Genomic DNA, 25336 nt, shown 5'->3' on the forward strand with positions numbered 1-25336 from the left:
CCGGCAGCACCAAAGCAACTCATTCAACGCAGCAGTCCGCAGGACGTGTCACACCTCGTGAAGTGCACTCTCCGCGGGCTCCCGGGCGACCCGTAACCATTCGGAGAACCCAGTGCTTTTGTCTCTCAAGGGAACCTTCCCATCCGCCATCCTGGCGCTCGCAGACGGCACGGTCTTTATCGGCAATTCGATTGGTGCCAGCGGCACCACGGTCGGCGAAGTGGTGTTCAACACCTCGCTCACCGGTTACCAGGAAATTCTCACCGACCCCAGCTACTGCCAGCAGATCGTCACCCTGACGTATCCGCACATCGGTAACTACGGCGTGAATTCCGAAGACGTCGAAGCCAGCAAGATCCATGCAGCCGGCCTGATCATCAAGAACCTGCCATTGCTCGCCAGCAATTTCCGCTCGCAGGAAACGCTCAGCCAATACCTCATCCGCGAAAAGACCGTGGCGATCGCCAATGTCGACACCCGCAAGCTCACGCGCCTGCTGCGTGACAAGGGTGCACAGAACGGTGCCATCGTGGGCCTCGCAGCCGGCGAGGAAGTGACGGACGCGCGCATCGCCGAAGCCGTTGCCGCCGCCAAGGCCGCGCCCAGCATGAAGGGCCTGGACCTCGCGAAGGTCGTCTCCACCACCAAGAACTACACGTGGGACCAGACCGAGTGGGTGCTGGGCGAGGGCTATGGCAAGCAGACCGCCCCGCGCTTCAACGTGGTGGCCTATGACTACGGCGTGAAGCTGAACATCCTGCGCATGCTGGCCGAGCGCGGCTGCTCGCTGACAGTGGTGCCTGCCCAGACGCCCGCCAAGGACGTGCTGGCGATGAATCCCGATGGCGTGTTCCTCTCCAATGGCCCCGGCGACCCGGAGCCCTGCGACTACGCGATTGTCGCCGTGAAGGAAATCGTGGCTTCGGGCATGCCGACCTTCGGCATCTGCCTGGGCCACCAGATCATGGCGCTGGCCGCCGGCGCCAAGACCTTCAAGATGGACAACAGCCACCACGGCGCGAACCACCCCGTGAAGGACCTGGACAACGGCCGCGTGAGCATCACCAGCCAGAACCACGGCTTTGCCGTGGAAATCGACTCGCTGCCGGACACGCTGCGCGCCACGCACATCAGCCTGTTCGACGGCACGCTGCAGGGCCTAGAGCACAAGGACAAGCCCGCGTTCTGCTTCCAGGGTCACCCCGAGGCATCGCCCGGCCCGCAAGACATCGGATACCTGTTTGACCGCTTCACGGCATTGATGGCCAAGGCCAAGGAGAACAAATAATGCCAAAGCGCACAGACATCAAGAGCATCCTGATCATTGGCGCCGGCCCGATCATCATCGGCCAGGCCTGCGAGTTCGACTACTCCGGCGTTCAGGCCTGCAAGGCACTGCGTGAAGAGGGTTACAAGGTCATCCTGATCAACAGCAACCCCGCCACGATCATGACCGACCCGGCCACGGCCGACGTCACCTACATCGAGCCGATCACCTGGCAGACGGTCGAGAAGATCATCGCCAAGGAGCGTCCCGATGCGATCCTGCCGACCATGGGCGGCCAGACGGCGCTGAACTGCGCGCTCGACCTGTGGCGCAATGGCGTGCTGCACAAGTACAAGGTGGAGCTGATCGGCGCAACGCCCGAGGCCATCGACAAGGCAGAAGACCGCCAGAAGTTCAAGGAAGCCATGACCCGCATCGGTCTGGGTTCCGCCCGCTCGGGCATCGCACACACCATGGAAGAAGCATGGGCCGTGCAGAAGACCGTGGGCTTCCCGACGGTGATCCGCCCCAGCTTCACGCTGGGCGGCACGGGCGGCGGCATTGCCTACAACTCGGAAGAGTTCGAGACCATCTGCAAGCGCGGTATCGAAGCCTCGCCCACCAACGAGCTGCTGATCGAAGAGTCGCTGCTCGGCTGGAAAGAGTACGAGATGGAAGTGGTGCGCGACAAGGCGGACAACTGCATCATCGTGTGCTCGATCGAGAACCTCGACCCCATGGGCGTGCACACCGGCGACTCGATCACCGTGGCTCCCGCGCAGACGCTGACCGACAAGGAATACCAGATCATGCGCAACGCCTCGCTCGCGGTGCTGCGCGAGATCGGCGTGGACACGGGCGGCTCCAACGTGCAGTTCTCGGTGAACCCGAAGGACGGCCGCATGATCGTCATCGAGATGAACCCGCGCGTGTCGCGTTCGTCGGCGCTGGCCTCCAAGGCCACGGGCTTCCCGATCGCCAAGATCGCCGCCAAGCTGGCCGTGGGCTTCACGCTGGATGAGCTGCGCAACGAAATCACCGGCGGCAAGACCCCGGCCTCGTTCGAGCCCTCGATCGACTACGTGGTCACCAAGATCCCGCGTTTCGCGTTCGAGAAGTTCCCTGCGGCCGACAACCGCCTGACCACGCAGATGAAGTCCGTGGGCGAGGTGATGGCCATGGGCCGCACCTTCCAGGAATCCTTCCAGAAGGCGCTGCGCGGCCTGGAAGTGGGCGTGGACGGCATGAACGAGAAGACCCAGGACCGCGAGATCCTGGAAAAGGAACTGGGCGAGCCCGGTCCCGACCGCATCTGGTATGTGGGTGACGCATTCGCAGCGGGCTGGACGCTCGACGAAGTGCACAACATCACCAAGATCGACAAGTGGTTCCTGGTGCAGATCGAGGAGATCGTGAAGATCGAACTCGACCTGGACAAGCTCTACGAGGAAAAGGGCGACAAGGCGCTGGCCGCGATCGATGCCGGCACCATGCGCACCCTCAAGCAGAAGGGCTTCTCCGACCGCCGCCTTGCCAAGCTGCTGCACACCACCGACAAGGCGGTGCGCGACGCGCGCCATGCACTCAAGGTGCGCCCGGTCTACAAGCGCGTGGACACCTGCGCGGCCGAGTTCGCGTCGAACACCGCGTACATGTACTCGACCTACGACGAAGAGTGCGAAGCCGCTCCGTCCGACAAGAAGAAGATCATGGTGCTGGGTGGCGGTCCGAACCGCATCGGCCAGGGCATCGAGTTCGACTACTGCTGCGTGCATGCCGCCATGGCCATGCGCGAGGATGGCTATGAAACCATCATGGTCAACTGCAACCCCGAAACGGTGTCGACCGACTACGACACGTCCGACCGCCTGTACTTCGAGCCGCTGACGCTCGAGGACGTGCTGGAGATCGTGGCCGTGGAGAAGCCGGCCGGCGTGATCGTGCAGTACGGCGGCCAGACGCCGCTGAAGCTGGCGCTCGGCCTGGAAAAGGAAGGCGTGCCCATCGTCGGTACCTCGCCCGATTCCATCGATGCCGCCGAAGACCGCGAGCGCTTCCAGAAGCTGCTCAACAAGCTTGGCCTGCTGCAGCCGCCGAACGCCACGGCACGCACCGAAGCAGAAGCCCTCGAGCATGCGTCGGCCATCGGCTATCCGCTGGTGGTGCGTCCCTCCTACGTGCTGGGCGGCCGTGCGATGGAAATCGTGCACGAGCAGCGTGATCTCGAGCGCTACATGCGCGAAGCGGTGAAGGTGAGCAACGATTCGCCCGTGCTGCTGGACCACTTCCTCTCCAATGCCATCGAGTGCGACGTGGACTGCGTGCGCGACAAGAGCGGCACGGTCTTCATCGGCGGCGTGATGGAGCACATCGAGCAGGCGGGCGTGCACTCCGGCGACTCGGCGTGCTCGCTGCCGCCGTACTACCTGAGCGCGGAGACCGTTGCCGAGATCAAGCGCCAGACCGCGGAAATGGCCCATGGCCTGAACGTGGTCGGCCTGATGAACGTGCAGTTCGCGATCCAGGAAAAGGATGGCAAGGACGTGATCTACGTGCTCGAAGTGAACCCGCGCGCCTCGCGCACGGTTCCCTTTGTCTCGAAGGCCACGGGCATCCAGCTCGCCAAGGTGGCCGCGCGCTGCATGGTGGGCGACACCCTCGCGCAGCAAGGCATCACCAAGGAGGTCACGCCGCCGTACTTCAGTGTGAAGGAAGCTGTGTTCCCGTTCGTGAAGTTCCCTGGTGTGGACACGATCCTCGGCCCCGAGATGAAGTCCACCGGCGAAGTCATGGGCGTGGGCAAGACGTTCGGCGAAGCCTTCGTGAAGAGCCAGCTGGGTGCAGGCACCAAGCTGCCGACCGAAGGCAAGGTCTTCCTGACGGTGAAGAATGCCGACAAGCCGCGCGCCGTTGCCATTGCCAAGGAGCTCGCAGCCATGGGCTTCACGCTGTGCGCGACACGCGGCACGGCCGCTGCGATCGCCGAGGCCGGTGTCGAGGTGCAGACGGTGAACAAGGTCACCGAGGGTCGTCCGCATATCGTGGACATGATCAAGAACAACGAGATCGCGATGGTCATCAACACCGTGGAAGAGCGCCGCAACGCGATCGCCGATTCCCGTGCGATCCGCACCAGCGCGCTGCTCGCCCGCGTGACCACCTTCACCACCATCTTCGGCGCGGAAGCCGCCGCGGAAGGCATGAAGCACCTGAACAACCTGGACGTCTACTCGGTTCAGGAATTGCACGCACAACTTGCGCGCTGATGCAACCGCTGTCCCAATGGGACGGCGGGTTTTTGAGGGGCTGACAGCCGGCGCAAAACCGGCATAATGCTTCCGTAATGAACGACCGCCGCACGGCAACGCGCGGCGGTTTGCTTTTGGCGCTGGGAAACGGCCCTTTTCATGAAGGGACCCCTGTTCTCGGCGCGTTGCACAAATAGACAAACAGATCAACGGAGTCTCGGAACCATGGCCACTATCCCCATCACCACGCGCGGCGCGGAAAAGCTCAAGGCGGAGCTCAAGCAGCTCAAGTCCGTCGAGCGTCCCGCCATCGTCCAGGCGATCGCCGAAGCGCGCGCGCAGGGCGATCTGAGCGAAAACGCCGAGTACGAGGCAGCCAAGGACCGCCAGGGCTTCATCGAGGGCCGCATCCTGGAAATCGAAGGCAAGCTCTCCGCGGCGCAGATCATCGATCCGGCGGCGGTGGATGCCGGTGGCAAGGTGGTGTTCGGCGCCACGGTCGATCTCGAGGACGAGAACACGGGCGACGCGGTGACCTACCAGATCGTCGGCGAGGACGAGGCCGACCTCAAGCAAGGCCTGATCAATGTCTCCAGCCCCATCGCGCGCGCGTTGATCGGCAAGGAAGAGGGCGACATGGCTGAAGTGCAGGCGCCCGGTGGCGTTCGCCGCTACGAAGTGGTGGCCGTGCGCTACCTCTGATTCTTTTTGAACCCGGGGAGTTTGCCGATGTATCAACGCCTGCCTGTCTTTGCCGCTGCGCTGTGGTGGGGCAGCCTGTCCGCCATCGGCTTCCTCGCGGTTCCCATGCTGTTCGCCAACCTGCCGAACCCGACGGTGGCCGGCAGCATGGCCGCCAAGCTGTTCGCTGCGCAGACCTGGGTCTCCGTTGCCTGCTGCCTGGCGCTGTTGCTCCTGAGTAAGCGCCGCCATGCGCAGCAACCCGAGGCCTGGGCGCAGTCCGGTCTGGTGCTGGTCATTGGCGGCATGCTGCTGGCCTTGCTCGTGCAGTATGGCGTTTCTCCGCGCATAGTTGCCAGACAAGACCTGAAACTCTGGCACAGCGTGGGCACGGTGATGTACGCCGTTCAATGGCTGTGTGCGGCGATGTTGCTCTGGCGACTGGGCGGACGCGAATCCTAGCTCGCGATACGGAGGCGGCTGAAGGGGCATGCGCTGGTGGACGGCCAGGGATCTGAGCTGGCAAGGCACCAGATTGGCATAGCGGCCCTGCTGATTTTTCTTCACCCGCTGTGAACAAAAAAAGGCGCTGAACCGTCGGGTGCAGCGCCTTTGTTCCTATGGGCGGCGGTGGAGAGGGGGCGCGGGGTCAGTTGCCCCAGGCCTTGGCCACCCACAGCGCCGGCTCGATGTGCCTGAACCGCCGGTTGCTGCGCCCCGCCAACGCATCGGGCGGATTGCACTCCCCGTGGAAGATCACGATGCGCGCGTCCTTGGGCGGCAACGGTTCCTTCCAGAAGTTGGTGGGAAACGGTGGCACGCAGTAGTACTTGAAGCTCGGGCACCAGGAGGCTGGCCAGTAGGCGAGCTTGCCCTGCTTGTGCAGGAAGTGCGACAGGTATTCCTGCTCGTTGCGGTATTGGGCCCGCATTTCCTGAGAGTGCTGGCGGAAATACGCCAGCACGTCGGCATGGGCGCCCAGCTCGAACCGGTAGACCGAGGAGTTGCCGACGATGCGTTTGTCGTTGGCCCGCCAGAAGCGGGGGTAGTCCTTGATGATCAGGAACTGGCCGGGCTGGGTGAAGAACTCGTCCAGGCTGCCGACGATGACGACGTCCAGATCCAGGAACAGGGCCGTGCCGCGCAGCCCGTACAGGTCTGCCTCGAACGTGGTGAGCTTCTTCCAGGCGCGGTCGGGTTCGCCGGGTGCCAGATTGAAGTTGATGTCCGGAATCGGGTGGCATTCCACTTCGGGGCGGATGCCATCGGTGTTGTCGGTGAGGCAGACGAAGTTGAATTCGCCGCTCAGGTGGCGGCGGACCATGTCATAGAGCCGGTTGACATACTCGGGGCCGTACTTGGTGCCCCATTTCATGCACAGGATATGACGTTGCTTCGACGGAGTCTTGGCGGCAGGCGTGGACGGCACAGGTGGCACGTTGTGCGTGTGGTTCATCGACATGACGGCAGTGGATCAGCTATTGGACAGGGGCGTGAATCGATCCATCCTCGCGGATCAATCGAGACGGCCCTTCTTTACCGACTTCTGCTTGGGCTTGGCGCGCTTGACCTGTCCGCCTGCGGTCAGGCGCTGGTTGCCAAGCACGCGGATCTGCTTGACTTCAGGCTTCTGGCCGCCGCGCGAGCTGTACTTGAGGACCTTGACGTCGCGAGGGCCGGGCATACGGTCTTCACCAGCCTGCTTGGCCTTCTCGGCCTGTGGGCGCCACAGCACCAGCAGTTTGCCGATGTGCTGAATAGGCGCGGCGTTCAAAGTGTCAGCCAGTTGCTGGTACATTTCTTCGCGTGCTGCGCGGTCATCGCCGTGCACGCGGACCTTGATGAGTCCGTGCGCATTCAGCGCCGCGTCAATCTCCTTTTGCACGCCGGGTGTCAGGCCATCGCCACCGATCATGACCACGGGGTCCAGGTGGTGCGCATTGGCGCGGTGTTCACGACGCTCGGTCGGAGTGAGTTGAATTTGAGGCATAACCCGTATTATCTCAATGAGTGCGTGGTTTGCCTTCCGAAGGAAGGATTCTGCACGTGCCGACAGGCTCAATTGTCGGTTATTTGGCTCGAAATCGGGTCTTGGGCACGATGCAGCCTATGCCGACCCTGTGTCGGAAAAGCTATGAAAGTACAAACCAAAAGCAAGAAGGTCAACAAGGCGTGGCTCAACGACCACGTGAACGACCCCTACGTCAAACTGGCCCAGAAGGAAGGGTTCCGTGCCCGCGCGGCCTACAAGCTCAAGGAAATCGACGAGCAGCTGCACCTGATCCGCCCTGGGCACGTGGTGGTCGACCTGGGTAGCACGCCGGGGGCCTGGAGCCAGTATGTGCGCCGTCGCCTGTCACCGACCGGCGCGGCGGTCGGCCAGCTCAATGGCACGATCATCGCGCTCGACCTGCTGCCGATGGAGCCCGTCGAGGGCGTGCACTTCATCCATGGCGACTTTCGCGAGGAGGATGTGCTCAAGCAACTGCAGGAGGCCGTCGGTGGCCGCCCGGTGGATGTGGTGGTCTCGGACATGGCGCCGAACCTCTCCGGCGTGGATTCGGTGGATGCGGTGCGGATTGCCCACCTGATCGAGCTGGCGGTGGATTTCTCAGTCCACCACCTCCGGCCCGAGGGAGCCCTCGTGGTCAAGCTGTTTCACGGTAGCGGTTACTCACAATTGGTGCAGCTGTTCAAGGACACCTTCAAGGTGGTCAAGCCGATCAAGCCCAAGGCTTCGCGCGACAAGTCATCCGAGACATTCCTGGTCGGCATCGGTCTGAAGTGAATTGCCCATCCCGCCGCAAAAATGCGCGGGCGGCCTTTTTGACTGTTGTCCATTGTGCGTGCTGGGGTAAATCGGATAGGCAATCCCGTTGAAATGCCTAAAATAGTCCCCAAGTGCGCAAGAACGAAGCCCCGGACGCCTCAGGCGGAGGGGACGTTCATTATTTTTAGAATCTGGAGCTCCGCTTGAACAATCAGTGGTTTTCAAAAGTCGCCGTATGGCTCGTGATCGCCATGGTGCTGTTTACGGTGTTCAAACAGTTTGATACCCGTGCCGGTGCCGGCGCGGGCACGGTCGGCTATTCGGACTTCCTCTCGCAGGTCCGGGATGGCCGCATCAAGACAGCGACCATCCAGGAAAGCCCGGGCGGCACCGAGATCGTTGCCGTCACCAGCGATGATCGCAAGATCCGCACGACCGCCACATTCCTCGACCGCGGCCTCGTGGGCGACCTCATCAACAACAACGTCAAGTTCGACGTGAAGCCGCGTGAGGAAGGCTCGCTGCTGATGACCCTGCTCGTGAGCTGGGGTCCGATGCTGCTCCTGATCGGCGTGTGGGTCTACTTCATGCGGCAGATGCAGGGCGGCGGCAAGGGTGGGGCGTTCAGCTTCGGCAAATCCAAGGCCCGCATGCTCGACGAGAACAACAACACCGTCACGTTCGCGGACGTGGCCGGTTGCGACGAGGCCAAGGAAGAAGTCAAGGAAGTCGTGGACTTCCTGAAGGACCCCAACAAATTCCAGAAGCTCGGTGGCCGCATTCCGCGCGGCCTGCTGCTGGTCGGCCCTCCGGGTACCGGCAAGACGCTGCTGGCCAAGTCGATCGCCGGCGAGGCCAAGGTGCCTTTCTTCTCGATCTCGGGTTCCGATTTCGTGGAAATGTTCGTCGGCGTGGGCGCGGCCCGCGTGCGCGACATGTTCGAGAACGCCAAGAAGAACGCTCCCTGCATCATCTTCATCGATGAAATCGATGCCGTGGGCCGCCAGCGTGGTGCGGGCCTGGGCGGTGGCAATGACGAGCGTGAACAGACCCTCAACCAGATGCTGGTGGAGATGGACGGTTTCGAGACCAATCTCGGCGTGATCGTCGTGGCTGCCACCAACCGTCCCGACATCCTGGATGCCGCATTGCTGCGTCCCGGCCGTTTCGACCGCCAGGTCTACGTGACGCTGCCCGACATCCGTGGCCGCGAGCAGATCCTGAATGTGCACATGCGCAAGATCCCGGTGGGCCAGGACGTGAACGCCGCCATCATCGCGCGTGGCACGCCCGGCATGTCGGGTGCCGACCTGGCCAACCTGTGCAACGAAGCTGCCCTGATGGCTGCGCGCCGCAATGCACGCACCGTGGAAATGCAGGACTTCGAGAAGGCCAAGGACAAGATCATCATGGGCCCCGAGCGCAAGACCATGGTCATGCCCGAGAACGAGCGCCGCAATACGGCCTACCACGAGGCGGGCCATGCGCTGATCGGCAAGCTGCTGCCCAAGTGCGATCCGGTGCACAAGGTCACCATCATCCCGCGCGGCCGTGCGCTGGGCGTGACCATGAGCCTGCCCGAACAGGACCGCTATTCCTATGACAAGGAATTCATGCTCAACCAGATCGCGATGCTGTTTGGTGGCCGCATTGCCGAAGAAGTGTTCATGAACCAGATGACCACGGGCGCGAGCAACGACTTCGAGCGCGCCACGCAGATCGCTCGCGACATGGTGATGCGCTACGGCATGTCCGAGGCGCTGGGCCCGATGGTCTACGCCGAGAACGAAGGCGAAGTGTTCCTGGGCCGCTCGGTGACCAAGACCACGAACATCAGCGAAGAGACGATGCAGAAGGTGGACGTGGAAGTTCGCCGCATCATCGACGAGCAGTACAACCTGGCGCGCAAGCTGATCGAAGAGAATTCGGACAAGATGCACGCAATGGCCAAGGCGATGCTGGAATGGGAAACCATCGATGCAGAGCAGCTTGACGACATCATGGCCGGCAAGCCGCCACGTCCTCCCAAGGACTGGACGCCGCGTGTGCCCCCCTCTGGTGGCGACAACAACTCGGGCGGCGGCACTCCGGCGGTCAATTCCGATCCATCGCCCACTGCAGCCTGACGCTGGGCTCGCGCCAGCCAAATCGACCAACGGGGCCTATCGGCCCCGTTTGTTCATTCTGGCGATAGGGCCGTCCTTCACCATCGTTCCCAATCCACCTCACCCGCCGTCACTGGCCGCAACCCGCACAGGAATCCCCACATGGCATGGCAGACCAGCCGCTTTCTCATAGACCTGAGCCGCCCCCAGGTGATGGGCATCGTCAACGTGACGCCCGATTCGTTTTCCGATGGAGGCAGCTACGAAAGCACGTCGGCTGCACTAGCGCATTGCGAGGCATTGCTGGAGCAGGGGGCGGACATTCTCGACATCGGCGGCGAATCGACCCGTCCCGGCAGCCCTGCCGTGCCGCTGGATGTGGAACTGGCCCGGGTGATTCCCGTGGTCAGGGCTGCCCATGCCCTCGGGGTGCCGCTTTCCGTGGATACCTACAAGCCCGAGGTGATGCGTGCCGCGCTGGACGCCGGGGCGGACGTCATCAACGACATCTGGGCGCTGCGCCAGCCCGGCGCACGCGAAGCGGTGGCCGGGCATCCGAACTGCGGTGTTTGCCTGATGCACATGCATCGCGATCCCCAGACAATGCAGCAACAAACCATGACAGGCGAGGTGGTGGAAGAGGTCTGGGCCTTCTTGCGGGAAGAGGCCGGCCGCCTGTTGGAAATGGGGATCGAGCAGAATCGTATCGTTTTGGATGCCGGGATAGGTTTTGGTAAAACGGTGGAGCAAAATTTTGCACTACTTGCAAATCAAGACAAATTGTTGCGCCTCTCCGGGTACCCTTGGCTCGCTGGCTGGTCGCGGAAATCCTCATTGGGTGCCGTGACCGGTCTGCCGGTGGACCAGCGCCTGGGTGTCAGCGTGGCGGCAGCGCTCCTTTCCGTGGAAAAGGGCGCGGCCGTCGTGCGTGTGCACGACGTGCGCGACACCGTGGCGGCTCTCAAGGTGCTGGATGCCATGCGCGGGCAGGAGTCATGATGGTCCCGATACGGGGCCCATGGACGGTTTGACAACCCACAACAAACCAACAACACAAAGACAGAAACAGGGATCAGGAAAATGGCTCGTCGCTACTTTGGCACCGATGGAATCCGTGGAACGGTGGGCGTTGCCCCCATCACGCCGGATTTTGTTCTCAAGCTTGCACATGCCGTGGGCCGGGTGCTGCGCCGCACGGAAGAGCGCCCCACGGTGCTGATCGGCAAGGACACTCGCGTGTCGGGGTACATGCTGGAAAGTGCGCTGGAGTCGGGTTTCAACTCAGCCGGAGTGGATGTGGTGCTGCTCGGCCCGCTGCCCACGCCTGGCGTTGCATATCTCACGCGGGCGCAGCGTGCCAGCCTCGGCGTGGTGATCAGCGCCAGCCACAATGCGTTTGCCGATAATGGCATCAAGTTCTTCTCCGCTCGCGGCACCAAGCTTCCCGACAGTTGGGAGGAGCAGGTCGAGACCGCGCTCGACGAGCCGCCGGTCTGGGCCGATTCCCATTCGCTGGGCAAGGCACGGCGCCTCGAGGACGTGGCAGGCCGCTACATCGAGTTCTGCAAGAGTACCTTTGCACACGACCTGACGCTGCGCGGCCTGCGCATCGTGGTGGATGCAGCCCATGGTGCGGCCTACCACATCGCTCCCAAAGTGTTTCACGAGCTCGGCGCCGAAGTGATCTCCATCGGCTGCTCTCCCGATGGCTTCAACATCAACCGCGACGTGGGTGCGACGCATCCCGATGCGCTGGTGCGTGCGGTCCGGGCCAATCATGCGCATTACGGCGTGGCGCTCGATGGCGACGCCGATCGCCTGCAGATGGTCGACGAACACGGCCGCCTCTACAACGGCGACGAGCTGCTGTACCTGATGACGCTGGATCGCCTCGCGCGCGAGCAGCCCGTGCCCGGCGTGGTCGGCACGCAGATGACCAACATGGCGGTCGAGCTCGCATTGCGCCGCAGGGGCGTCGAATTCGTGCGCGCCAAGGTGGGTGATCGCTATGTGCTCGAAGAACTGGCCAGGCATGGCTGGCAGCTGGGCGGCGAAGGGTCAGGGCATCTGCTGGCGCTTGACAAGCACACCACGGGCGACGGCCTCGTCAGCGCGCTGCAGGTTCTGCAGGCCTGCGTGCGCGCGGGCAAGTCGCTGTCGCAAATGCTTTCCGATGTGAAGCTGTACCCGCAGGTGCTGCTCAATGTTCGGCTGCAGCCCGGGCAGGACTGGAAGACCAATACGCGCCTTGCCGATGCCACGCGGGATGCCGAGCAGACCCTGGGCGACAACGGCCGCATCCTGATCCGTGCAAGCGGCACCGAGCCGCTGCTGCGCGTGATGGTGGAGGCGGAGAATGCCGATCACGCCAATCACTACGCACAGTTGCTGGCAGACATGGCGCGCGCCGGCTAGGCACGCAAACACGCCTGGCGTGGCGCAGGCGATACCCCCTCCGTCACCAAATCGTCATTCCCTTGACACGCACCCGTCACTGCAGCCTCTGACAATTTCCTGCGGAGGCGGGGCGCTCCTGTCCGGGTAGCCGTCTGGCATGTCCTCCAAGAAATGAGGACTGCACCTATGAGCGACCTGCCAAGCCCGACGATGCCACTGAGCGACGGTTCCTTGCCCAGGGGGTCACTTCACCGCCCATCTGATGCGAACCGCGTGGGGCAGGCTGCAGAAACGCGTGGCGGGATTGAGGTTTCGTGGGCGCGCAACCTCGATGAAGTGAGGGAGGCGCAGAAGCTGCGCTTCGACGTGTTCGTCTCGGAGATGGGCGCGCAGCTCAATACGCCGCTGGCCGGGCATGATATCGACCTGTTCGACGACTATTGCGAGCACCTGCTGGTGCGTGATTCGGCAACCCGTCAGGTCGTGGGAACCTACCGTGTGCTGACGCCGGTGCAGGCACGCCGCGTGGGCAGCACCTACAGCGACACCGAGTTCGACCTGACCCGCCTGCGCAGCCTGCGTAGCCGCATGGTGGAATTGGGCCGCAGCTGCGTGCATCCCGACCATCGCCATGGCGGCGTGGTACTGGCTCTCTGGGGTGCGCTTGCCGACTTCATGGTGCGCAATGCGCTCGACACCATGATCGGCTGCGCCAGTATCCCGATGCTGCACAACGGCGTGGTGACGGGCGATGTGGCTGCCAGCATCTACCGCCGCATCAGCGAGACCCACATGGCGCCGATCGAATACCACGTGCGTCCGCGCCTGCCGCTGCCGCTGGAAACCCTGGACAGCAGCCTGAACGTCGAGCCGCCTGCGCTGATCAAGGGCTATCTGCGGCTGGGCACCCGCATCCTGGGCGCACCGGCCTGGGACCCGGACTTCAACACGGCCGACCTGCCGATGCTGATGCGCCTCGAGGATCTGCCACCCAAGTACCGCAAGCATTTCCTGCAGCGCTGATGCGCGGCCATCCGGGGGATGACCGGCCCCCGCATGGATAACCTTGTTCGATTTCCATTCATTCCACGGATGGCGCTGCGCCTGGAGATATGACAAAGTAATGACGCTGTCATGCGTTTGTCACACACTCATTTGATACTGATTGTCGTCGTATCCGCACCGTCTCCTCCGTATGCCGTTTTCCGCTTCGCAGCCATCTCCCATGACAGTCACAGAGGGCATCGTCTCCGGCTCCTCCGCTTCCCGCTCGCCCATGGGTCTCGATGGCCGGCGTGTCACCTTGCTGGATCGCGACCACAGCATTCTGGCATTCAACGAGCGGGTGTTCGACTGGGCCGTGCGCACCGACGTGCCGCTGCTCGAGCGCCTGCGCTACCTGTGCATCGTTTCGTCCAACCTCGATGAGTTCTTCGAGGTGCGCGCGGCGGCCCACCTGACGGCGGCGCAGCAGGGCGAAACCAAGGGCGAGTACAGCATCGGCTCGTTCGAAGCTTTGTCTGAAAAGGCCCATGCCCTGGTGGCGCGCCAGTATGCGCTCTACAACGACTCGCTCATGCCGGCCTTCGAGGCGCAGGGCATCCGCGTGGTGTCGCATGGCGAGCGCAACGGCGCGCAGAAGCGCTGGGTGCGCGAGTATTTCCAGCGCGATGTGCGCCCGCTGCTGATTCCCGTGGGGCTCGATCCCTCCCATCCGTTCCCACAGGTGGCCAACAAGTCGCTCAATTTCATCGTGCGCCTGAAGGGCGGCGACGCCTTTGGTCGGCAGAATGAGATCGCCATCGTGAAGGTGCCGCGCATTCTGCCGCGCATCATCCGCCTGCCTGCCGAGGTCGCGCGCGATGGCGTGCAGCTGGTCACGCTGTCGAGCATCATCCGTTCCCATCTGGCCGACCTGTTCCCGGGGCGCGAGGTCACCGAATTCTCCCAGTTCCGTGTCACGCGCCATTCGGACCTGGCGGTGGACGAAGAGGACGTGCGCAATCTGCGCATGGCATTGCGCCAGGGGCTGCAGCACCGGCATTTTGGGCAGGCTGTGCGGCTCGAAGTATCGGCCAGTTGCTCGCGCCATCTGTCGGACTTCCTGCTTTCGCAATTCAACCTGCCCGGACCTGCGCTGTACCGCGTGCAGGGGCCCGTCAACCTGGTGCGGCTGTCGCAGATGGTGGAACTGGTGGCTGATCGCCGCCTGCTGTTCCCGGCCTGGCAACCAGCCTGGCCCGAGCAGTTGCCGCGCAGCGGCTCGATCCTTGCCGAGTTGAAGAAGCGCGACGTCCTGATTCACCAGCCGTTCGAGAGCTTCGACGGCGTGCTCGCGTTTCTGCGCGAGGCCGTCCACGACCCCAAGGTGCTGGTGATCAAGCAGACCATCTACCGCACGGGCTCTGATGCTGCCATGCTTGATCTGTTGCGCGAGGCCGTGCGCCGGGGCAAGGAGGTCACCGCGGTGGTCGAGTTGAAGGCGCGATTCGACGAAGAGGCCAATATCAACTGGGCCGAGGCGCTGGAGTCCGTTGGCGCGCAGGTCGTCTACGGCGTGGTCGGGCTCAAGACGCACGCGAAGATGCTGCTGGTCACGCGCCGGGAGGGGAGGCAGCTGCGGCGCTACGGGCACCTGGCCACGGGCAACTACAACCCCCGAACGGCCAAGCTCTACACCGACCTGAGCATGCTGACCGCGGATGAGCGCATCACGGCCGACATGGACACGGTGTTCGATCACCTGGCCAACCAGAACCGCGTGCCGCATCTCGACCAGATGCTGCTGGCGCCGTTCGACATGCAGCAACGCTTCGTCGAGATGGTGGAGCAGGTGGGGCAGGCCGCGGCGCGCGGCGAGTATGCGCGCATTGTCGCCAAGATGAATTCACTGACGGACGAGGCGCTGATCCAGGCACTGCTGCAGGCGGGCCAGCACGGAGCCCACATCGACCTGATCGTGCGCGGTGCCTGCATGCTGCCGGCACAGGTCCCGGGCGTGTCGGAGCGCATCCGCGTGCGCTCCGTGATCGGCAGGTTCCTGGAGCACACGCGCGTCTTCTATTTCGGCATGGGCGAGTCGCAGGAGCTCTATCTGTCGAGCGCCGACTGGATGAACCGGAACATGCTGCGCCGTGTGGAACTCGCCTGGCCGGTGAAGGACAGGAAGCTGCGCCAGCGCATCATCGACGAATGCCTCGTGGCCTACCTGCACGACGATCGCGATGCCTGGACGCTGCAGTCCGACGGCCACTATCGCCGTGCGGAGCATGTGACGGACGGGCTCGGAGCGCAGAATGCACTGATGGCCCGCTACGCGCCGTCACGCAAGTGATCCGCGAGCGCCACCGCCACGAGGACACGCACCGCACAACGAGGAAGAAGAGGGACGCCCGATGGATCTGATTCTCTGGAGACACGCAGAGGCCGAGGACGCAGCCGACGGTGACGAGGATTTGCAGCGCCCGCTCACCGGCCGGGGCGAGAAGCAGGCCACGCGCATGTCGGCATGGCTTGATCGCCAGTTGCCAGAGGGATTGCGCGTGCTGGTCAGCCCGGCAGTGCGCACCGAGCAGACGGCACGGGCGCTCGGGCGCAAGTACAAACTGCGTGCCGAGCTGCTGCCTGGCGGTTCGGTGGAAGACGTGCTGGAACTCGCGCAATGGCCGCGCTCGCGCGGTGCGGTGCTGGTGGTCGGTCACCAGCCCATGCTGGGCGAGATCGCTGCCAGGTTGCTGGGAATGACGGCCAGCCAGTGCTCCATCCGCAAGGGATCGGTCTGGTGGCTCAGGCACCGCAGCCGGCAGGAGATCGAGGAAACGATCCTGCTGTCGGTGCAATCGCCTGATTTTCTGTGAACAGCAGCCCGGTTACTTGCTGGGGCGACCCGTCTTGATGGCCGGTACGGCGCGCAGTGCGGCCAGCAGCTGCTGATCGTTCAGCGAAGCGAGCAGCTTGAGGCCCGCACGCAGCAATTCGCTCTTCTTGGCCTGGTGGCCGAGCTGTGCTCCGCGCAGCTTGAGGTCGTCGATGACGGCGTACTCGTCCTTGGGAATCGTGAAGCTGTCGCGCACGAGCTTGGGCTTCTTGGCCTTTGCCTCCTTGGCTTCCTTCAAGTCCTTGGACGCCTTGCCTTCCTTCGCGGCGGCCTTCACAGGCTTGGCCTTCTCGGCAGCAGCCGGCTTGGCAGACTTGCCTGCAGCCTTGGCCGCGGCCTTGTCTTCCTTGGCGGGCTTGGACACCTTGGTGTCGGGTTTGGTGTCGGGCTTGGCATCGGCCTTGCTTGCCGGCGCGGCTGGTGCGGGCACATTCGTTGCCTGCTGCACAGCCTTCTTGGCGGCGGCAGCGACGGGTGTGGGCGCTGCCACGGGAGTCTGGGTACGGGTAGGTGTCATGGAGAATGCATCCGAAAACTATATAAACAGTTTATACGGTTTCCGGATGAAATGTCACCGCAGTTCCGTGACAAATTCCCATGGCGTCTTCTGCCAGCAGATGCTTTCGTCGTGCAACAGGTGCGCTGACTGCGGGTAGCTGGCCGACCAGCTTTCACGCGAGCGGACAACGCATTGCTGGCCGCTGAAGTGCAGGGAGAAGCCCTGCATGTCGGGCTCGCGGCGTGCATGGCACAAAGCGATGGCGGTGCGCAGGCACATGAGCTGCAGCACGAATTGCGGGTCCGACAGATCCAGGCCCGCCTTGTGCACCTTGCCGCGGTGGCCGAGCACGAGCTGGCTCAGGTGATGCAGCTCGGGCAGGGCAAAGCCTGCAGCGTCCGTGTGATCGAGGATGTACGCACCATGACGCTGGTAGCCGCTGTGCGAGATGCGCTGGCCGATCTCGTGCAGGCGTGCTGCCCAGTCGAGCTTGCGTGCGGCGCGTTCGCTGCCCTGGGGCGCGGCGCCGATGAACAGCTGCGTGGCGATCTGCGCCACGCGCTCGGCGTGCTTTTCGTCGACTCCGAAGCGCTGCATGAGTCCGCGCACGGTGGATGAGCGCAGATCGGTCTGTGGCTGTTCCCGATCGAGCAGGTCGTACAGGGCTCCCTGGCGCAGCGCTCCCTGTGCCACCTGCATCTCGTCGATGTCCAGCAACTGGAAGATGGCCCTGAGCACGCTGATGCCACCACCGATCACGGCCCTGCGGTCTTCCTTGAGGCCGGCCAGGCGCACGCGGTCGGCGCTGCGCGCGCTCAGCAACTGTGCATGCAGCCACGCAAGTCCCTCGCGCGTGATCTTGCCCGCGGGCGATGCGCCGGCCGCGGCAAGCACGTCGCCGACGGCACCCACGGTGCCTGACGAGCCGTAGGCCACGTCCCAGGTGTTGCGCTGGTAGGTGTCGAGCGCTTCGTCGAGCACCGCCTTGGCAGCGATCTCGGCGGCCTCGAAAGCACGCTCGGTGAACTGGCCTTCGGCGAAGTAGCGCGTGGACCACGCCACGCTGCCCACGCGGAACGACGCCACGGCGGTCGGTGTGAACTGGCGCCCGAGGATGATCTCGGTGGAGCGGCCGCCAATGTCCACCACCAGCCGACGCTCGTCCGACTGCGGCAGCAGGCGCGCCACGCCCTGGTAGATCAGGCGTGCCTCCTCCGGGCCGGAGACGATGTCGATCGGATAGCCCAGGATCTGCCCGCCGCGCTCGATGAAGGCCTCGCGGTTGCGTGCTTCGCGCAGCGTCTGGGTGGCGACGGCGCGCACGTTCGCGCGCGGGAATCCGGACAGCCGCTCCGCAAAGCGCGCAAGGCAATCCCAGCCGCGCTGCATCGCCTGCTCCGTGAGATTCTTGTCCTCGTCCAGCCCCGCACCTTGGCGTACGGTCTCCTTGAAGTATTCGATTTTCTCGATATGGCCGTGCTCATATCGGCCGATTTCCAGTCGGAAGCTGTTCGACCCCAGGTCGACAGCGGCTAGCAATGTTCCATCTTGCATAAGGGTGCTGGGTACGTCGTCGCGCAATTTTTTCTCGCGGCGCAGCATAGCACCAGCCCCTGTTCCTTGGTGGAAGACGTGGTCTGTTTCCCACGCGTGCTGCTCAACCGACGATGCGGCCATCCGAGGTGAGCATGGTCTGCGTGACATTGGAACTGCTGAGTTTTTCGCCCTGGTAGGCAATCTGGTATCCACCGATCTGCAGCGGCGCGCGCTTGCGGAAGGCCGCCATTGCCGCCGGGCGGCCAGGCGCGGAGGCCAATGTGGAGAGCACTTCGGCGGTATAGCGCGCCGCGATGTAGCCCGCGAGGCCGTGTTGCGATGGGGGTTCGTCATACAGCTTTGCAAGTGCCGCGCGGTAGCTGCGCACCACTGGCAGGCCCGCCGTCACCATGGGCACGGGCTGGGTCACGACGACCGATACGTTGCGCGGCAGCCCGCCCAGTTGGGTGAGCACCTGCAGGTTCACATCGGCCAGTGCGATCAGGTAGCAGTGCGAGCCCGTCGGCACGCCCATCTGGTGGGCGAAGGCATGCAGTTCGGGTGTGCCTCCGATGAACAGGATGAGCGGGGGAGGCGAGGCCGGCCGCTTGTTGATGGGCAGTTGCTGCAACTTCAGGCCCTCGGCAGCACCGGCCTGGGCGATCGAGGCGCTGAGCTCTTTCTGCAGCGCGGGTGTCGCGTACACCACGCCAGCCTGTTTCACACCCATGACCGCCAGCGATTTCATGGCGTGGGCGATCTGCGCCTGGTAGTCGGGGAAGGCATGGAAGACCGTGTTGTCGCTGTCGCTCCATTGGCGCTGCAGCCAGGGCGCGACGATGGGCAGTGCCTGGGCGCCGGGTGCCGTCGACCGTTGCAATGCAGCCACCGACGCGGCCGTCGCATCGCCAACGCAGCCGCTCAGTGCGAGGCAGGCAGGGTTGGCCAGCGCACCCTGCAGTGCCGCCTTGACCGAGCCGGCGCTGCCGTCGGTCTCGATCACCACATGCTGGATGCCGCGGCCGCGCACGCTCTCCCGAGCGTTGTATTCCTGCCAGGCGGTGCGCGAGCCGATCAGGAAGTCACGGCTGATGTCCTGTTGCAGTGCGGACATGTCCACGATCTGGGCGACTGCCATGGCGGTGGAGGAATCTCCTGCGGCATGGGCCTGCAGGGCGGGAAACAGCGCGCCTGCCGCGGTGACCAGCCCGGTACGGCGGAGCCATTGCCGACGGCTGAGGGCAGGGGGGTGATCAGGGTGGCGTTGCATGGGGGATAACAAAAAACAACTTTTGGAAAATTTATGTTACGAGTGCTCAGCGACAGATTTGTGACAGTTACATGGCGTTCTCCCTCTGAAAAATATTTATGACAAATCCAATGTGTCACGTCACTGTCATATAGCGACCCTACATTTCGTTCCATCACATGTTTTGTTCAACCTTGAGGTTTCTCTCATGACAATGTCTGCAATTCGGGTTCTGGTGTCTGGTCTGGTGGCGATGGGCGCGGTGTCGACGGCCATGGCTCAAAGCGAAGCCACCGGCGCCGGTGCCAGCTTCCCGGCTCCGCTGTATTCCAAGTGGGCGGCCGACTACAACAAGGCAACAGGCGTCAAGATCAACTACCAGTCGGTGGGCTCGGGTGCCGGCCTGCGCCAGATCGAAGCCAAGACCGTCGACTTCGGTGCTTCCGACGCACCCCTGAAGGACGACGAGCTGCAGAAGAAGGGCCTGGTGCAGTTCCCCACCGTGATCGGCGGCATCGTGCCCGTGGTGAACATCAAGGGCATCGCTCCCGGCCAACTGAAGCTCTCGGGCAAGGTGCTGGGCGACATCTACCTGGGCAAGATCACCAACTGGAACGACGCTACCATCAAGGCACTGAACCCCGGCGTGGAGCTGCCTGACGCTGCCATCGCTCCGGTGCGCCGCGCCGACGGTTCCGGCACCACGTTCGGCTTCACCAACTATCTCTCGAAGGTGAACCCCGAGTGGAAGGAAAAGATCGGTGAAGGCACGGCCGTGAACTGGCCCACCGGCGCGGGCGGCAAGGGCAACGAAGGCGTTGCAGCTTTCGTGGGCCGTCTGCCCAACTCCATCGGCTACGTCGAGTACGCCTATGTGAAGCAGAACAAGATGACCTACACGCAGTTGCAGAACAAGGACGGCAACTTCGTGTCGCCCGACGATGGCAACTTCAAGGCCGCCGCCGCAGGTGCCGACTGGAGCAAGAGCTTCTACCAGATCCTGACCGAGCAGCCTGGCAAGGATGCATGGCCGATCACTTCCGCCACCTTCATCCTGATGCACAAGACCCAGGACAAGCCGGTCCAGGCCGCTACCTCGCTGAAGTTCTTCGAGTGGGCCTACAAGAATGGCGACAAGACTGCCGGCGACCTGGACTACGTGCCGATGCCCGACAGCGTGAAGGAAGTCATCTACAAGTCCTGGGCTGAAATCAAGGACGGTTCCGGCAAGGCTATTTCTTTGAAGTGATTTGCAGCGACCCGGTCGAATGATCCTCCCCGCCGATGACCAGCGTCCCAGGACGCCGGTTTCGGTGGGGTTGTCTGCAGGGCAGGCAAGGCCCGCCCGGACCTTCGAATCTTAATTTCCAATCAAGGCGCCAGACGTGTCCACAACACTGCCCGTATCATCGTCCAATTCTTCCTTGAAGGATGTGGAGAGAGTGACCAAGAACACCCCCCCGCCCCGGTCCGCCCCGATGGCCGGCGCTTTCGTTGACCGTCTGTTCGGCTGGTGCGCGCGCGGCGCCGCGCTGCTCACCCTGCTGCTGCTGGTCGGCATCCTGATTTCGCTGGTGATCGGCGCCTGGCCGTCCATCAGCAAGTACGGCATCGGCTTTCTCACCAGCAGCGTCTGGGATCCGGTGCAGAACGAATACGGCGGCCTGGTGATGATCTACGGCACGCTGGCCACGTCGGCCATCGCGCTGATCATCGCCGTGCCCGTCAGCTTCGGCATTGCGCTGTTCCTGACCGAGCTCTCGCCCGCCTGGCTCAAGCGCCCCCTCGGCACGGCCATCGAATTGCTGGCGGCCGTTCCTTCCATCGTCTACGGCATGTGGGGCCTGATGGTGTTCGGCCCCATCCTGGCCACCTATGTGCAGCAGCCGCTGCAGAAGCTGCTCAACGGCGTGCCGTTCCTGGGCGCGCTGGTCTCCGGCCCTCCCGTGGGCATCGGTATCCTGTCCGCCGGCATCATCCTGGCGATCATGATCATCCCGTTCATCGCTTCGGTGATGCGCGACGTGTTCGAGGTCACTCCCGCACTGCTCAAGGAATCGGCCTACGGCCTCGGCTCCACAACCTGGGAAGTGGTCTGGAAGGTGGTTCTGCCCTACACCAAGGCCGGTGTGCTCGGCGGCGTGATGCTGGGCCTGGGCCGCGCCCTGGGTGAGACTATGGCGGTGACCTTCGTGATCGGTAACATGAACCAGCTGAATTCCCTGTCGGTCTTCGAGGCCGCCAACAGCATCACCTCGGCGCTGGCCAACGAATTCGCCGAAGCCGGCGAGGGCCTGCACCAGGCTTCGCTGATCTACCTGGGCCTGGTGCTGTTCTTCATCACCTTCGTGGTGCTCTCGCTCTCCAAGCTGCTGCTCAACCGTCTGAAGAAAGCCGAAGGAGCACGTTCGTGAATACGACTTCTGCACAACTCATCGCCGCACAGGAACTCTCCAAGGTGCGCGCCGCACGCTACAACCGCCGCAAGCGTCTCAACCAGATCGCGCTGACGCTGTCGCTCGCCGCCATGGCCTTCGGCGTGTTCTGGCTGATCTGGATCCTGTGGGAAACGCTGCGCCTGGGGGTGGGTGGCCTCAGCATGACGCTGTTTACCGAGATGACCCCGCCACCGAACGAGGACGGCGGCATTGCCAACGCGATCTTCGGATCGGTGGTGATGGTGTCGCTGGCCACGTTCGTCGGCACGCCCATCGGCATCATGGCCGGCGTCTATCTGGCCGAATACGATCCGCGCGGCTGGCTGTCCTCGGTCACCCGTTTCGTGAACGACATCCTGCTGTCCGCTCCGTCGATCGTGATCGGCCTGTTCGTCTACGCCATCGTGGTGGCCCGCTTCAAGAGCTTCTCGGCCTATGCCGGCATCCTGGCGCTGGCGCTGATCGTGATTCCGGTGGTGATCCGCACGACCGAGAACATGCTGACCCTGGTGCCCGCGAGCCTGCGTGAAGCGGCCTATGCACTGGGCACGCCCAAGTGGAAGGTCATCACCATGGTGACGCTGCGCGCCGCCCGTGCCGGTGTGATCACCGGTGTGCTGCTGGCCGTTGCCCGTATTGCCGGTGAAACCGCTCCGCTGCTGTTCACCGCGCTGAACAACCAGTTCTGGAATGGCGACCTGGGCAAGCCGATGGCGAGCCTGCCGGTCACCATCTTCAAGTTCGCGATGAGCCCGTACGAAAACTGGCAGCACCTGGCATGGGCCGGCGTGTTCCTGATCACGCTCGCGGTGCTGGGCCTGAACATCCTGGCCCGTGTCGTCACGCGCCAAAAGTAAATCGAATTCAAGAATTCAAGAGCATAGGAATATCGCATCATGGCTCCCATCAAGAACAGCCTGTCGCCTTCGCCGTCCAAGATCACGGTGCGCAACCTGAACTTCTACTATGGCAAGTTCCACGCGCTCAAGGGCATCAATCTCGACATCCCCGAGAACAAGGTGACTGCGTTCATCGGCCCCTCGGGCTGCGGCAAGTCGACCCTGCTGCGTACCTTCAACCGCATGTTCGAGCTGTATCCCGAGCAGCGCGCGGAAGGCGAGATCATGCTGGACGGTGAGAATCTGCTCACGTCCAAGCAGGACGTGGCCCTGATCCGTGCCAAGGTGGGCATGGTGTTCCAGAAGCCCACACCGTTCCCTATGTCCATCTACGACAACATTGCCTTCGGCGTGAAGCTGTTCGAAAGCCTGAACGCAACCGACATGGACGAGCGCGTGGAGTGGGCGCTGCGCAAGGCGGCGCTGTGGACCGAAGTGAAGGACAAGCTGCACCAGAGCGGCTCGGGCCTTTCGGGCGGCCAGCAGCAGCGCCTGTGCATTGCGCGCGGCATCGCGATCAAGCCCGAAGTGCTGCTGCTGGACGAACCCTGCTCGGCGCTGGACCCGATCTCCACCGCCAAGGTGGAAGAGCTGATCGCCGAACTGAAGAACGACTACACCGTGGTCATCGTGACCCACAACATGCAGCAGGCCGCACGCTGCAGCGACTACACGGCCTACATGTACCTGGGCGACCTGGTGGAATTCGGCGACACGGAACAAATGTTCTTCAAGCCGCAGCGCAAGGAAACTGAAGACTACATCACCGGCCGTTTCGGCTAATGGACTCCAAGGGGATAACAACATGGTAGATAAGCACCTTTCTTCGCAGTTCGACAGCGAACTGAACAGCGTCTCCTCGCGTGTGATGGAACTCGGCGGTATCGTGGAGTCGCAGATCCGCCAGGCCATCTATGCGCTGTCGCATTTCAGCGTCGAGGCGGCCGACCAGGTGGAAGAGCTGGAAAAGCGCGTGAACTCGATGGAGGTGGAGATCGATCACGAACTCTCTTCCATCATCGCCCGCCGCCAGCCGACGGCGCGCGACCTGCGCCTGCTGATCGCGTTCAGCAAGGCCATCGCCAACCTGGAGCGCATGGGCGACGAAGCCACCCGCATGGCGCGCATGGTCAAGTCCATCATCGAGAGCGGCGCGGCCCGCTCGCTGCCATCGAGCGACCTGCGCGTGGCGGCCGACCTCGCGTCCGGCCTGCTGCGCAAGGCGCTGGATGCGTTCGCTCGCCTGGATACCAAGGCAGCGCTCGACATCCTGAAGGAAGACGATCTGATCGACAAGGAATTCGACGGCTTCGTGCGCAAGCTCATCACCTACATGATGGAAGACCCACGCACCATCTCCGCGAGCCTCGACCTGCTGTTCCTGGCCAAGGCCATCGAGCGCATCGGAGACCACTCCAAGAACGTGGCCGAACTGATCATCTACCTTGTGAAGGGCAAGGACGTGCGTCACACTGCGCTCGACGAGATCGAGTCGACAGTGGCCTGAGAAAGGCGGTGCATCGAATGAAGAAACTACCTCGTGTACTGATCGTCGAAGATGAATCCGCCATCGCCGAACTGGTGGCGGTGAACCTGCGGCACAACGGCTTCCAGCCCATCTGGGCCGAAGATGGCGACTCCGCACAGCGCGAGCTCGATGCCGTGCTGCCCGATGTGATCCTGCTGGACTGGATGCTGCCGGGCCAGAGCGGCCTGCAACTGGCCCGCAAGTGGCGCGCCGATCCGCGTACCAAGCCGATCCCCATCCTGATGCTGACGGCGCGTGGCGACGAGCCCGACAAGGTGGCGGGCCTCGATGCCGGCGCGGACGACTACATCACCAAGCCTTTCTCCACGCAGGAACTGCTCGCACGCATCCGTGCCGTGCTGCGCCGCCGCGCACCTGAACAGGTGAGCGACAGCGTGACCATCGGCGAGCTGACGCTGGACGCCGCGACCTACCGCGTCACGCACCAGGGCCAGGGGCTCAAGGTGGGGCCAACGGAGTTCAAGCTGCTGCACTTCCTGATGAAGCACTCGGAGCGCGTGCACAGCCGCGCGCAGCTGCTGGACAAGGTCTGGGGCGACCATGTGTTCATCGAGGAGCGCACGGTGGACGTGCATGTGAAGCGCCTGCGCGAGGCACTGGGCTCGGCTTCGGTGATGATCGAGACCGTGCGCGGCGCAGGATACCGCCTGACGGCGCAGCCTCCTGCATTGATGCAGGCCTGATCGCAGCCGACCTGGCTGCGGCCATTGGGGTACTTTTCAGGAAACAGGCCGCAGGGCCTGTTTTCCGTTGCGGCCCGTGACACCGGCGGCCGGATTTCCACGGGAAACCGGCTTCGGCGTATAACGGCATCTCTTCTC

Annotated in this window: 22 protein-coding genes; 17 read left to right on the forward strand and 5 right to left on the reverse strand. The window is 63.5% G+C overall.

What is annotated here, in order from left to right:
• Positions 1 to 112 precede the first annotated feature (112 nt).
• From carA to H9K76_RS08645, 4 genes are all read left to right on the forward strand, one after another.
• On the forward strand, positions 113 to 1288 hold the full coding sequence (carA, locus tag H9K76_RS08630) for a glutamine-hydrolyzing carbamoyl-phosphate synthase small subunit (RefSeq protein ID WP_187599578.1): 1176 nt from the start codon (positions 113 to 115) through the stop codon (positions 1286 to 1288).
• Complete coding sequence (gene carB / locus H9K76_RS08635; RefSeq protein WP_187599580.1) at positions 1288 to 4533, forward strand: carbamoyl-phosphate synthase large subunit; 3246 nt, start codon at positions 1288 to 1290, stop codon at positions 4531 to 4533. Before carA ends, carB begins: the two co-directional genes overlap by 1 nt.
• A 207-nt stretch (positions 4534 to 4740) precedes the next feature.
• Positions 4741 to 5217, forward strand: coding sequence for a transcription elongation factor GreA (gene greA, locus H9K76_RS08640; RefSeq protein ID WP_187599582.1), 477 nt, complete (start codon positions 4741 to 4743; stop codon positions 5215 to 5217).
• A gap of 27 nt (positions 5218 to 5244) precedes the next feature.
• Positions 5245 to 5658: a DUF4149 domain-containing protein gene (locus H9K76_RS08645; protein WP_187599584.1), complete on the forward strand. Its 414-nt coding sequence runs from the start codon at positions 5245 to 5247 to the stop codon at positions 5656 to 5658.
• Between the two features lie 187 nt (positions 5659 to 5845).
• On the opposite strand, the gene H9K76_RS08650 is transcribed toward H9K76_RS08645, so the two are convergent.
• Together H9K76_RS08650 and H9K76_RS08655 are read right to left on the reverse strand one after the other, a co-directional pair.
• Positions 5846 to 6571 carry a glycosyltransferase gene (locus H9K76_RS08650; protein WP_187600535.1) on the reverse strand — a complete coding sequence of 242 codons (726 nt, stop codon included), beginning with the start codon at positions 6569 to 6571 and terminating at the stop codon, positions 5846 to 5848.
• Positions 6572 to 6712: 141 nt separating this feature from the next.
• On the reverse strand, positions 6713 to 7186 hold the full coding sequence (locus H9K76_RS08655; RefSeq protein WP_187599586.1) for a YhbY family RNA-binding protein: 474 nt from the start codon (positions 7184 to 7186) through the stop codon (positions 6713 to 6715).
• Positions 7187 to 7330: 144 nt separating this feature from the next.
• Between H9K76_RS08655 and H9K76_RS08660 the strand changes: the two genes are divergently transcribed.
• The 7 genes from H9K76_RS08660 (at position 7331) to sixA (ending at position 16325) form a co-directional block, all read left to right on the forward strand.
• Positions 7331 to 7984 (forward strand): RlmE family RNA methyltransferase, encoded by a 654-nt coding sequence (locus H9K76_RS08660; protein WP_187599588.1) that lies wholly within the window; start codon positions 7331 to 7333, stop codon positions 7982 to 7984.
• Between the two features lie 185 nt (positions 7985 to 8169).
• Entirely contained in the window at positions 8170 to 10092 is a 1923-nt protein-coding gene (gene ftsH / locus H9K76_RS08665) for an ATP-dependent zinc metalloprotease FtsH (RefSeq protein WP_187599590.1), read from the forward strand.
• A 141-nt stretch (positions 10093 to 10233) separates the two neighbouring features.
• Positions 10234 to 11070, forward strand: a complete 837-nt coding sequence (folP, locus tag H9K76_RS08670) for a dihydropteroate synthase (protein ID WP_187599592.1) — start codon at positions 10234 to 10236, stop codon at positions 11068 to 11070.
• Positions 11071 to 11151: 81 nt separating this feature from the next.
• The gene (glmM, locus tag H9K76_RS08675) at positions 11152 to 12486 is read left to right on the forward strand and encodes a phosphoglucosamine mutase (protein ID WP_187599594.1); all 1335 of its coding nucleotides are present in this window, start codon (positions 11152 to 11154) and stop codon (positions 12484 to 12486) included.
• 168 nt (positions 12487 to 12654) lie between these two features.
• A complete protein-coding gene (locus H9K76_RS08680; RefSeq protein ID WP_187599596.1) occupies positions 12655 to 13491 on the forward strand; it encodes a GNAT family N-acetyltransferase in 837 nt (278 codons plus the stop codon).
• A 253-nt stretch (positions 13492 to 13744) separates the two neighbouring features.
• Positions 13745 to 15802, forward strand: a complete 2058-nt coding sequence (ppk1, locus tag H9K76_RS08685) for a polyphosphate kinase 1 (protein WP_246475502.1) — start codon at positions 13745 to 13747, stop codon at positions 15800 to 15802.
• A gap of 61 nt (positions 15803 to 15863) precedes the next feature.
• Complete coding sequence (gene sixA, locus H9K76_RS08690; protein WP_187599599.1) at positions 15864 to 16325, forward strand: phosphohistidine phosphatase SixA; 462 nt, start codon at positions 15864 to 15866, stop codon at positions 16323 to 16325.
• Between the two features lie 12 nt (positions 16326 to 16337).
• Here sixA and H9K76_RS08695 read toward each other — a convergent pair whose 3' ends face one another.
• The 3 genes from H9K76_RS08695 to H9K76_RS08705 form a co-directional block, all read right to left on the reverse strand.
• Complete coding sequence (locus tag H9K76_RS08695; protein WP_246475405.1) at positions 16338 to 16862, reverse strand: hypothetical protein; 525 nt, start codon at positions 16860 to 16862, stop codon at positions 16338 to 16340.
• A gap of 54 nt (positions 16863 to 16916) precedes the next feature.
• Positions 16917 to 18398 (reverse strand): Ppx/GppA phosphatase family protein, encoded by a 1482-nt coding sequence (locus H9K76_RS08700; RefSeq protein ID WP_187599600.1) that lies wholly within the window; start codon positions 18396 to 18398, stop codon positions 16917 to 16919.
• A gap of 103 nt (positions 18399 to 18501) precedes the next feature.
• A complete protein-coding gene (locus H9K76_RS08705; RefSeq protein ID WP_187599602.1) occupies positions 18502 to 19650 on the reverse strand; it encodes an ABC transporter substrate-binding protein in 1149 nt (382 codons plus the stop codon).
• A gap of 187 nt (positions 19651 to 19837) precedes the next feature.
• Here H9K76_RS08705 and pstS point away from each other — a divergent pair, with 187 nt between their 5' ends.
• From pstS to phoB, 6 genes are all read left to right on the forward strand, one after another.
• A complete protein-coding gene (pstS, locus tag H9K76_RS08710; protein ID WP_187599603.1) occupies positions 19838 to 20878 on the forward strand; it encodes a phosphate ABC transporter substrate-binding protein PstS in 1041 nt (346 codons plus the stop codon).
• Between the two features lie 229 nt (positions 20879 to 21107).
• Positions 21108 to 22043 (forward strand): phosphate ABC transporter permease PstC, encoded by a 936-nt coding sequence (pstC, locus tag H9K76_RS08715; protein WP_246475504.1) that lies wholly within the window; start codon positions 21108 to 21110, stop codon positions 22041 to 22043.
• On the forward strand, positions 22040 to 22924 hold the full coding sequence (gene pstA / locus H9K76_RS08720) for a phosphate ABC transporter permease PstA (RefSeq protein ID WP_187599605.1): 885 nt from the start codon (positions 22040 to 22042) through the stop codon (positions 22922 to 22924). The genes pstC and pstA overlap by 4 nt, the downstream gene beginning before the upstream one ends.
• Positions 22925 to 22963: 39 nt before the next feature.
• Positions 22964 to 23749 carry a phosphate ABC transporter ATP-binding protein PstB gene (pstB, locus tag H9K76_RS08725; protein ID WP_187599607.1) on the forward strand — a complete coding sequence of 262 codons (786 nt, stop codon included), beginning with the start codon at positions 22964 to 22966 and terminating at the stop codon, positions 23747 to 23749.
• Between the two features lie 22 nt (positions 23750 to 23771).
• Positions 23772 to 24473, forward strand: a complete 702-nt coding sequence (phoU, locus tag H9K76_RS08730) for a phosphate signaling complex protein PhoU (protein WP_187599608.1) — start codon at positions 23772 to 23774, stop codon at positions 24471 to 24473.
• A 17-nt stretch (positions 24474 to 24490) separates the two neighbouring features.
• Positions 24491 to 25198, forward strand: a complete 708-nt coding sequence (phoB, locus tag H9K76_RS08735) for a phosphate regulon transcriptional regulator PhoB (protein WP_187599610.1) — start codon at positions 24491 to 24493, stop codon at positions 25196 to 25198.
• The last annotated feature ends 138 nt before the right edge of the window (positions 25199 to 25336 follow it).

Origin of the sequence: Diaphorobacter ruginosibacter, assembly GCF_014395975.1 — a bacterium.
GTDB classification, from domain to species: Bacteria; Pseudomonadota; Gammaproteobacteria; order Burkholderiales; family Burkholderiaceae_C; genus Diaphorobacter_A; species Diaphorobacter_A ruginosibacter.

Excerpts from the sequence above, each read along its gene's own strand:
- H9K76_RS08650 (WP_187600535.1), bottom strand. The coding sequence starts at position 6,571 with ATGAAATGGGGCACCAAGTACGGCCCCGAGTATGTCAACCGGCTCTAT.
- pstB (WP_187599607.1), top strand. The coding sequence starts at position 22,964 with ATGGCTCCCATCAAGAACAGCCTGTCGCCTTCGCCGTCCAAGATCACG.
- ppk1 (WP_246475502.1), top strand. The coding sequence starts at position 13,745 with ATGGGTCTCGATGGCCGGCGTGTCACCTTGCTGGATCGCGACCACAGC.
- carB (WP_187599580.1), top strand. The coding sequence starts at position 1,288 with ATGCCAAAGCGCACAGACATCAAGAGCATCCTGATCATTGGCGCCGGC.
- H9K76_RS08680 (WP_187599596.1), top strand. The coding sequence starts at position 12,655 with ATGAGCGACCTGCCAAGCCCGACGATGCCACTGAGCGACGGTTCCTTG.
- H9K76_RS08695 (WP_246475405.1), bottom strand. The coding sequence starts at position 16,862 with ATGACACCTACCCGTACCCAGACTCCCGTGGCAGCGCCCACACCCGTC.
- folP (WP_187599592.1), top strand. The coding sequence starts at position 10,234 with ATGGCATGGCAGACCAGCCGCTTTCTCATAGACCTGAGCCGCCCCCAG.
- greA (WP_187599582.1), top strand. The coding sequence starts at position 4,741 with ATGGCCACTATCCCCATCACCACGCGCGGCGCGGAAAAGCTCAAGGCG.
- H9K76_RS08660 (WP_187599588.1), top strand. The coding sequence starts at position 7,331 with ATGAAAGTACAAACCAAAAGCAAGAAGGTCAACAAGGCGTGGCTCAAC.
- H9K76_RS08705 (WP_187599602.1), bottom strand. The coding sequence starts at position 19,650 with ATGCAACGCCACCCTGATCACCCCCCTGCCCTCAGCCGTCGGCAATGG.
- pstS (WP_187599603.1), top strand. The coding sequence starts at position 19,838 with ATGACAATGTCTGCAATTCGGGTTCTGGTGTCTGGTCTGGTGGCGATG.
- pstC (WP_246475504.1), top strand. The coding sequence starts at position 21,108 with ATGGCCGGCGCTTTCGTTGACCGTCTGTTCGGCTGGTGCGCGCGCGGC.
- H9K76_RS08655 (WP_187599586.1), bottom strand. The coding sequence starts at position 7,186 with ATGCCTCAAATTCAACTCACTCCGACCGAGCGTCGTGAACACCGCGCC.
- glmM (WP_187599594.1), top strand. The coding sequence starts at position 11,152 with ATGGCTCGTCGCTACTTTGGCACCGATGGAATCCGTGGAACGGTGGGC.
- H9K76_RS08700 (WP_187599600.1), bottom strand. The coding sequence starts at position 18,398 with ATGCAAGATGGAACATTGCTAGCCGCTGTCGACCTGGGGTCGAACAGC.
- H9K76_RS08645 (WP_187599584.1), top strand. The coding sequence starts at position 5,245 with ATGTATCAACGCCTGCCTGTCTTTGCCGCTGCGCTGTGGTGGGGCAGC.
- sixA (WP_187599599.1), top strand. The coding sequence starts at position 15,864 with ATGGATCTGATTCTCTGGAGACACGCAGAGGCCGAGGACGCAGCCGAC.
- phoB (WP_187599610.1), top strand. The coding sequence starts at position 24,491 with ATGAAGAAACTACCTCGTGTACTGATCGTCGAAGATGAATCCGCCATC.
- phoU (WP_187599608.1), top strand. The coding sequence starts at position 23,772 with ATGGTAGATAAGCACCTTTCTTCGCAGTTCGACAGCGAACTGAACAGC.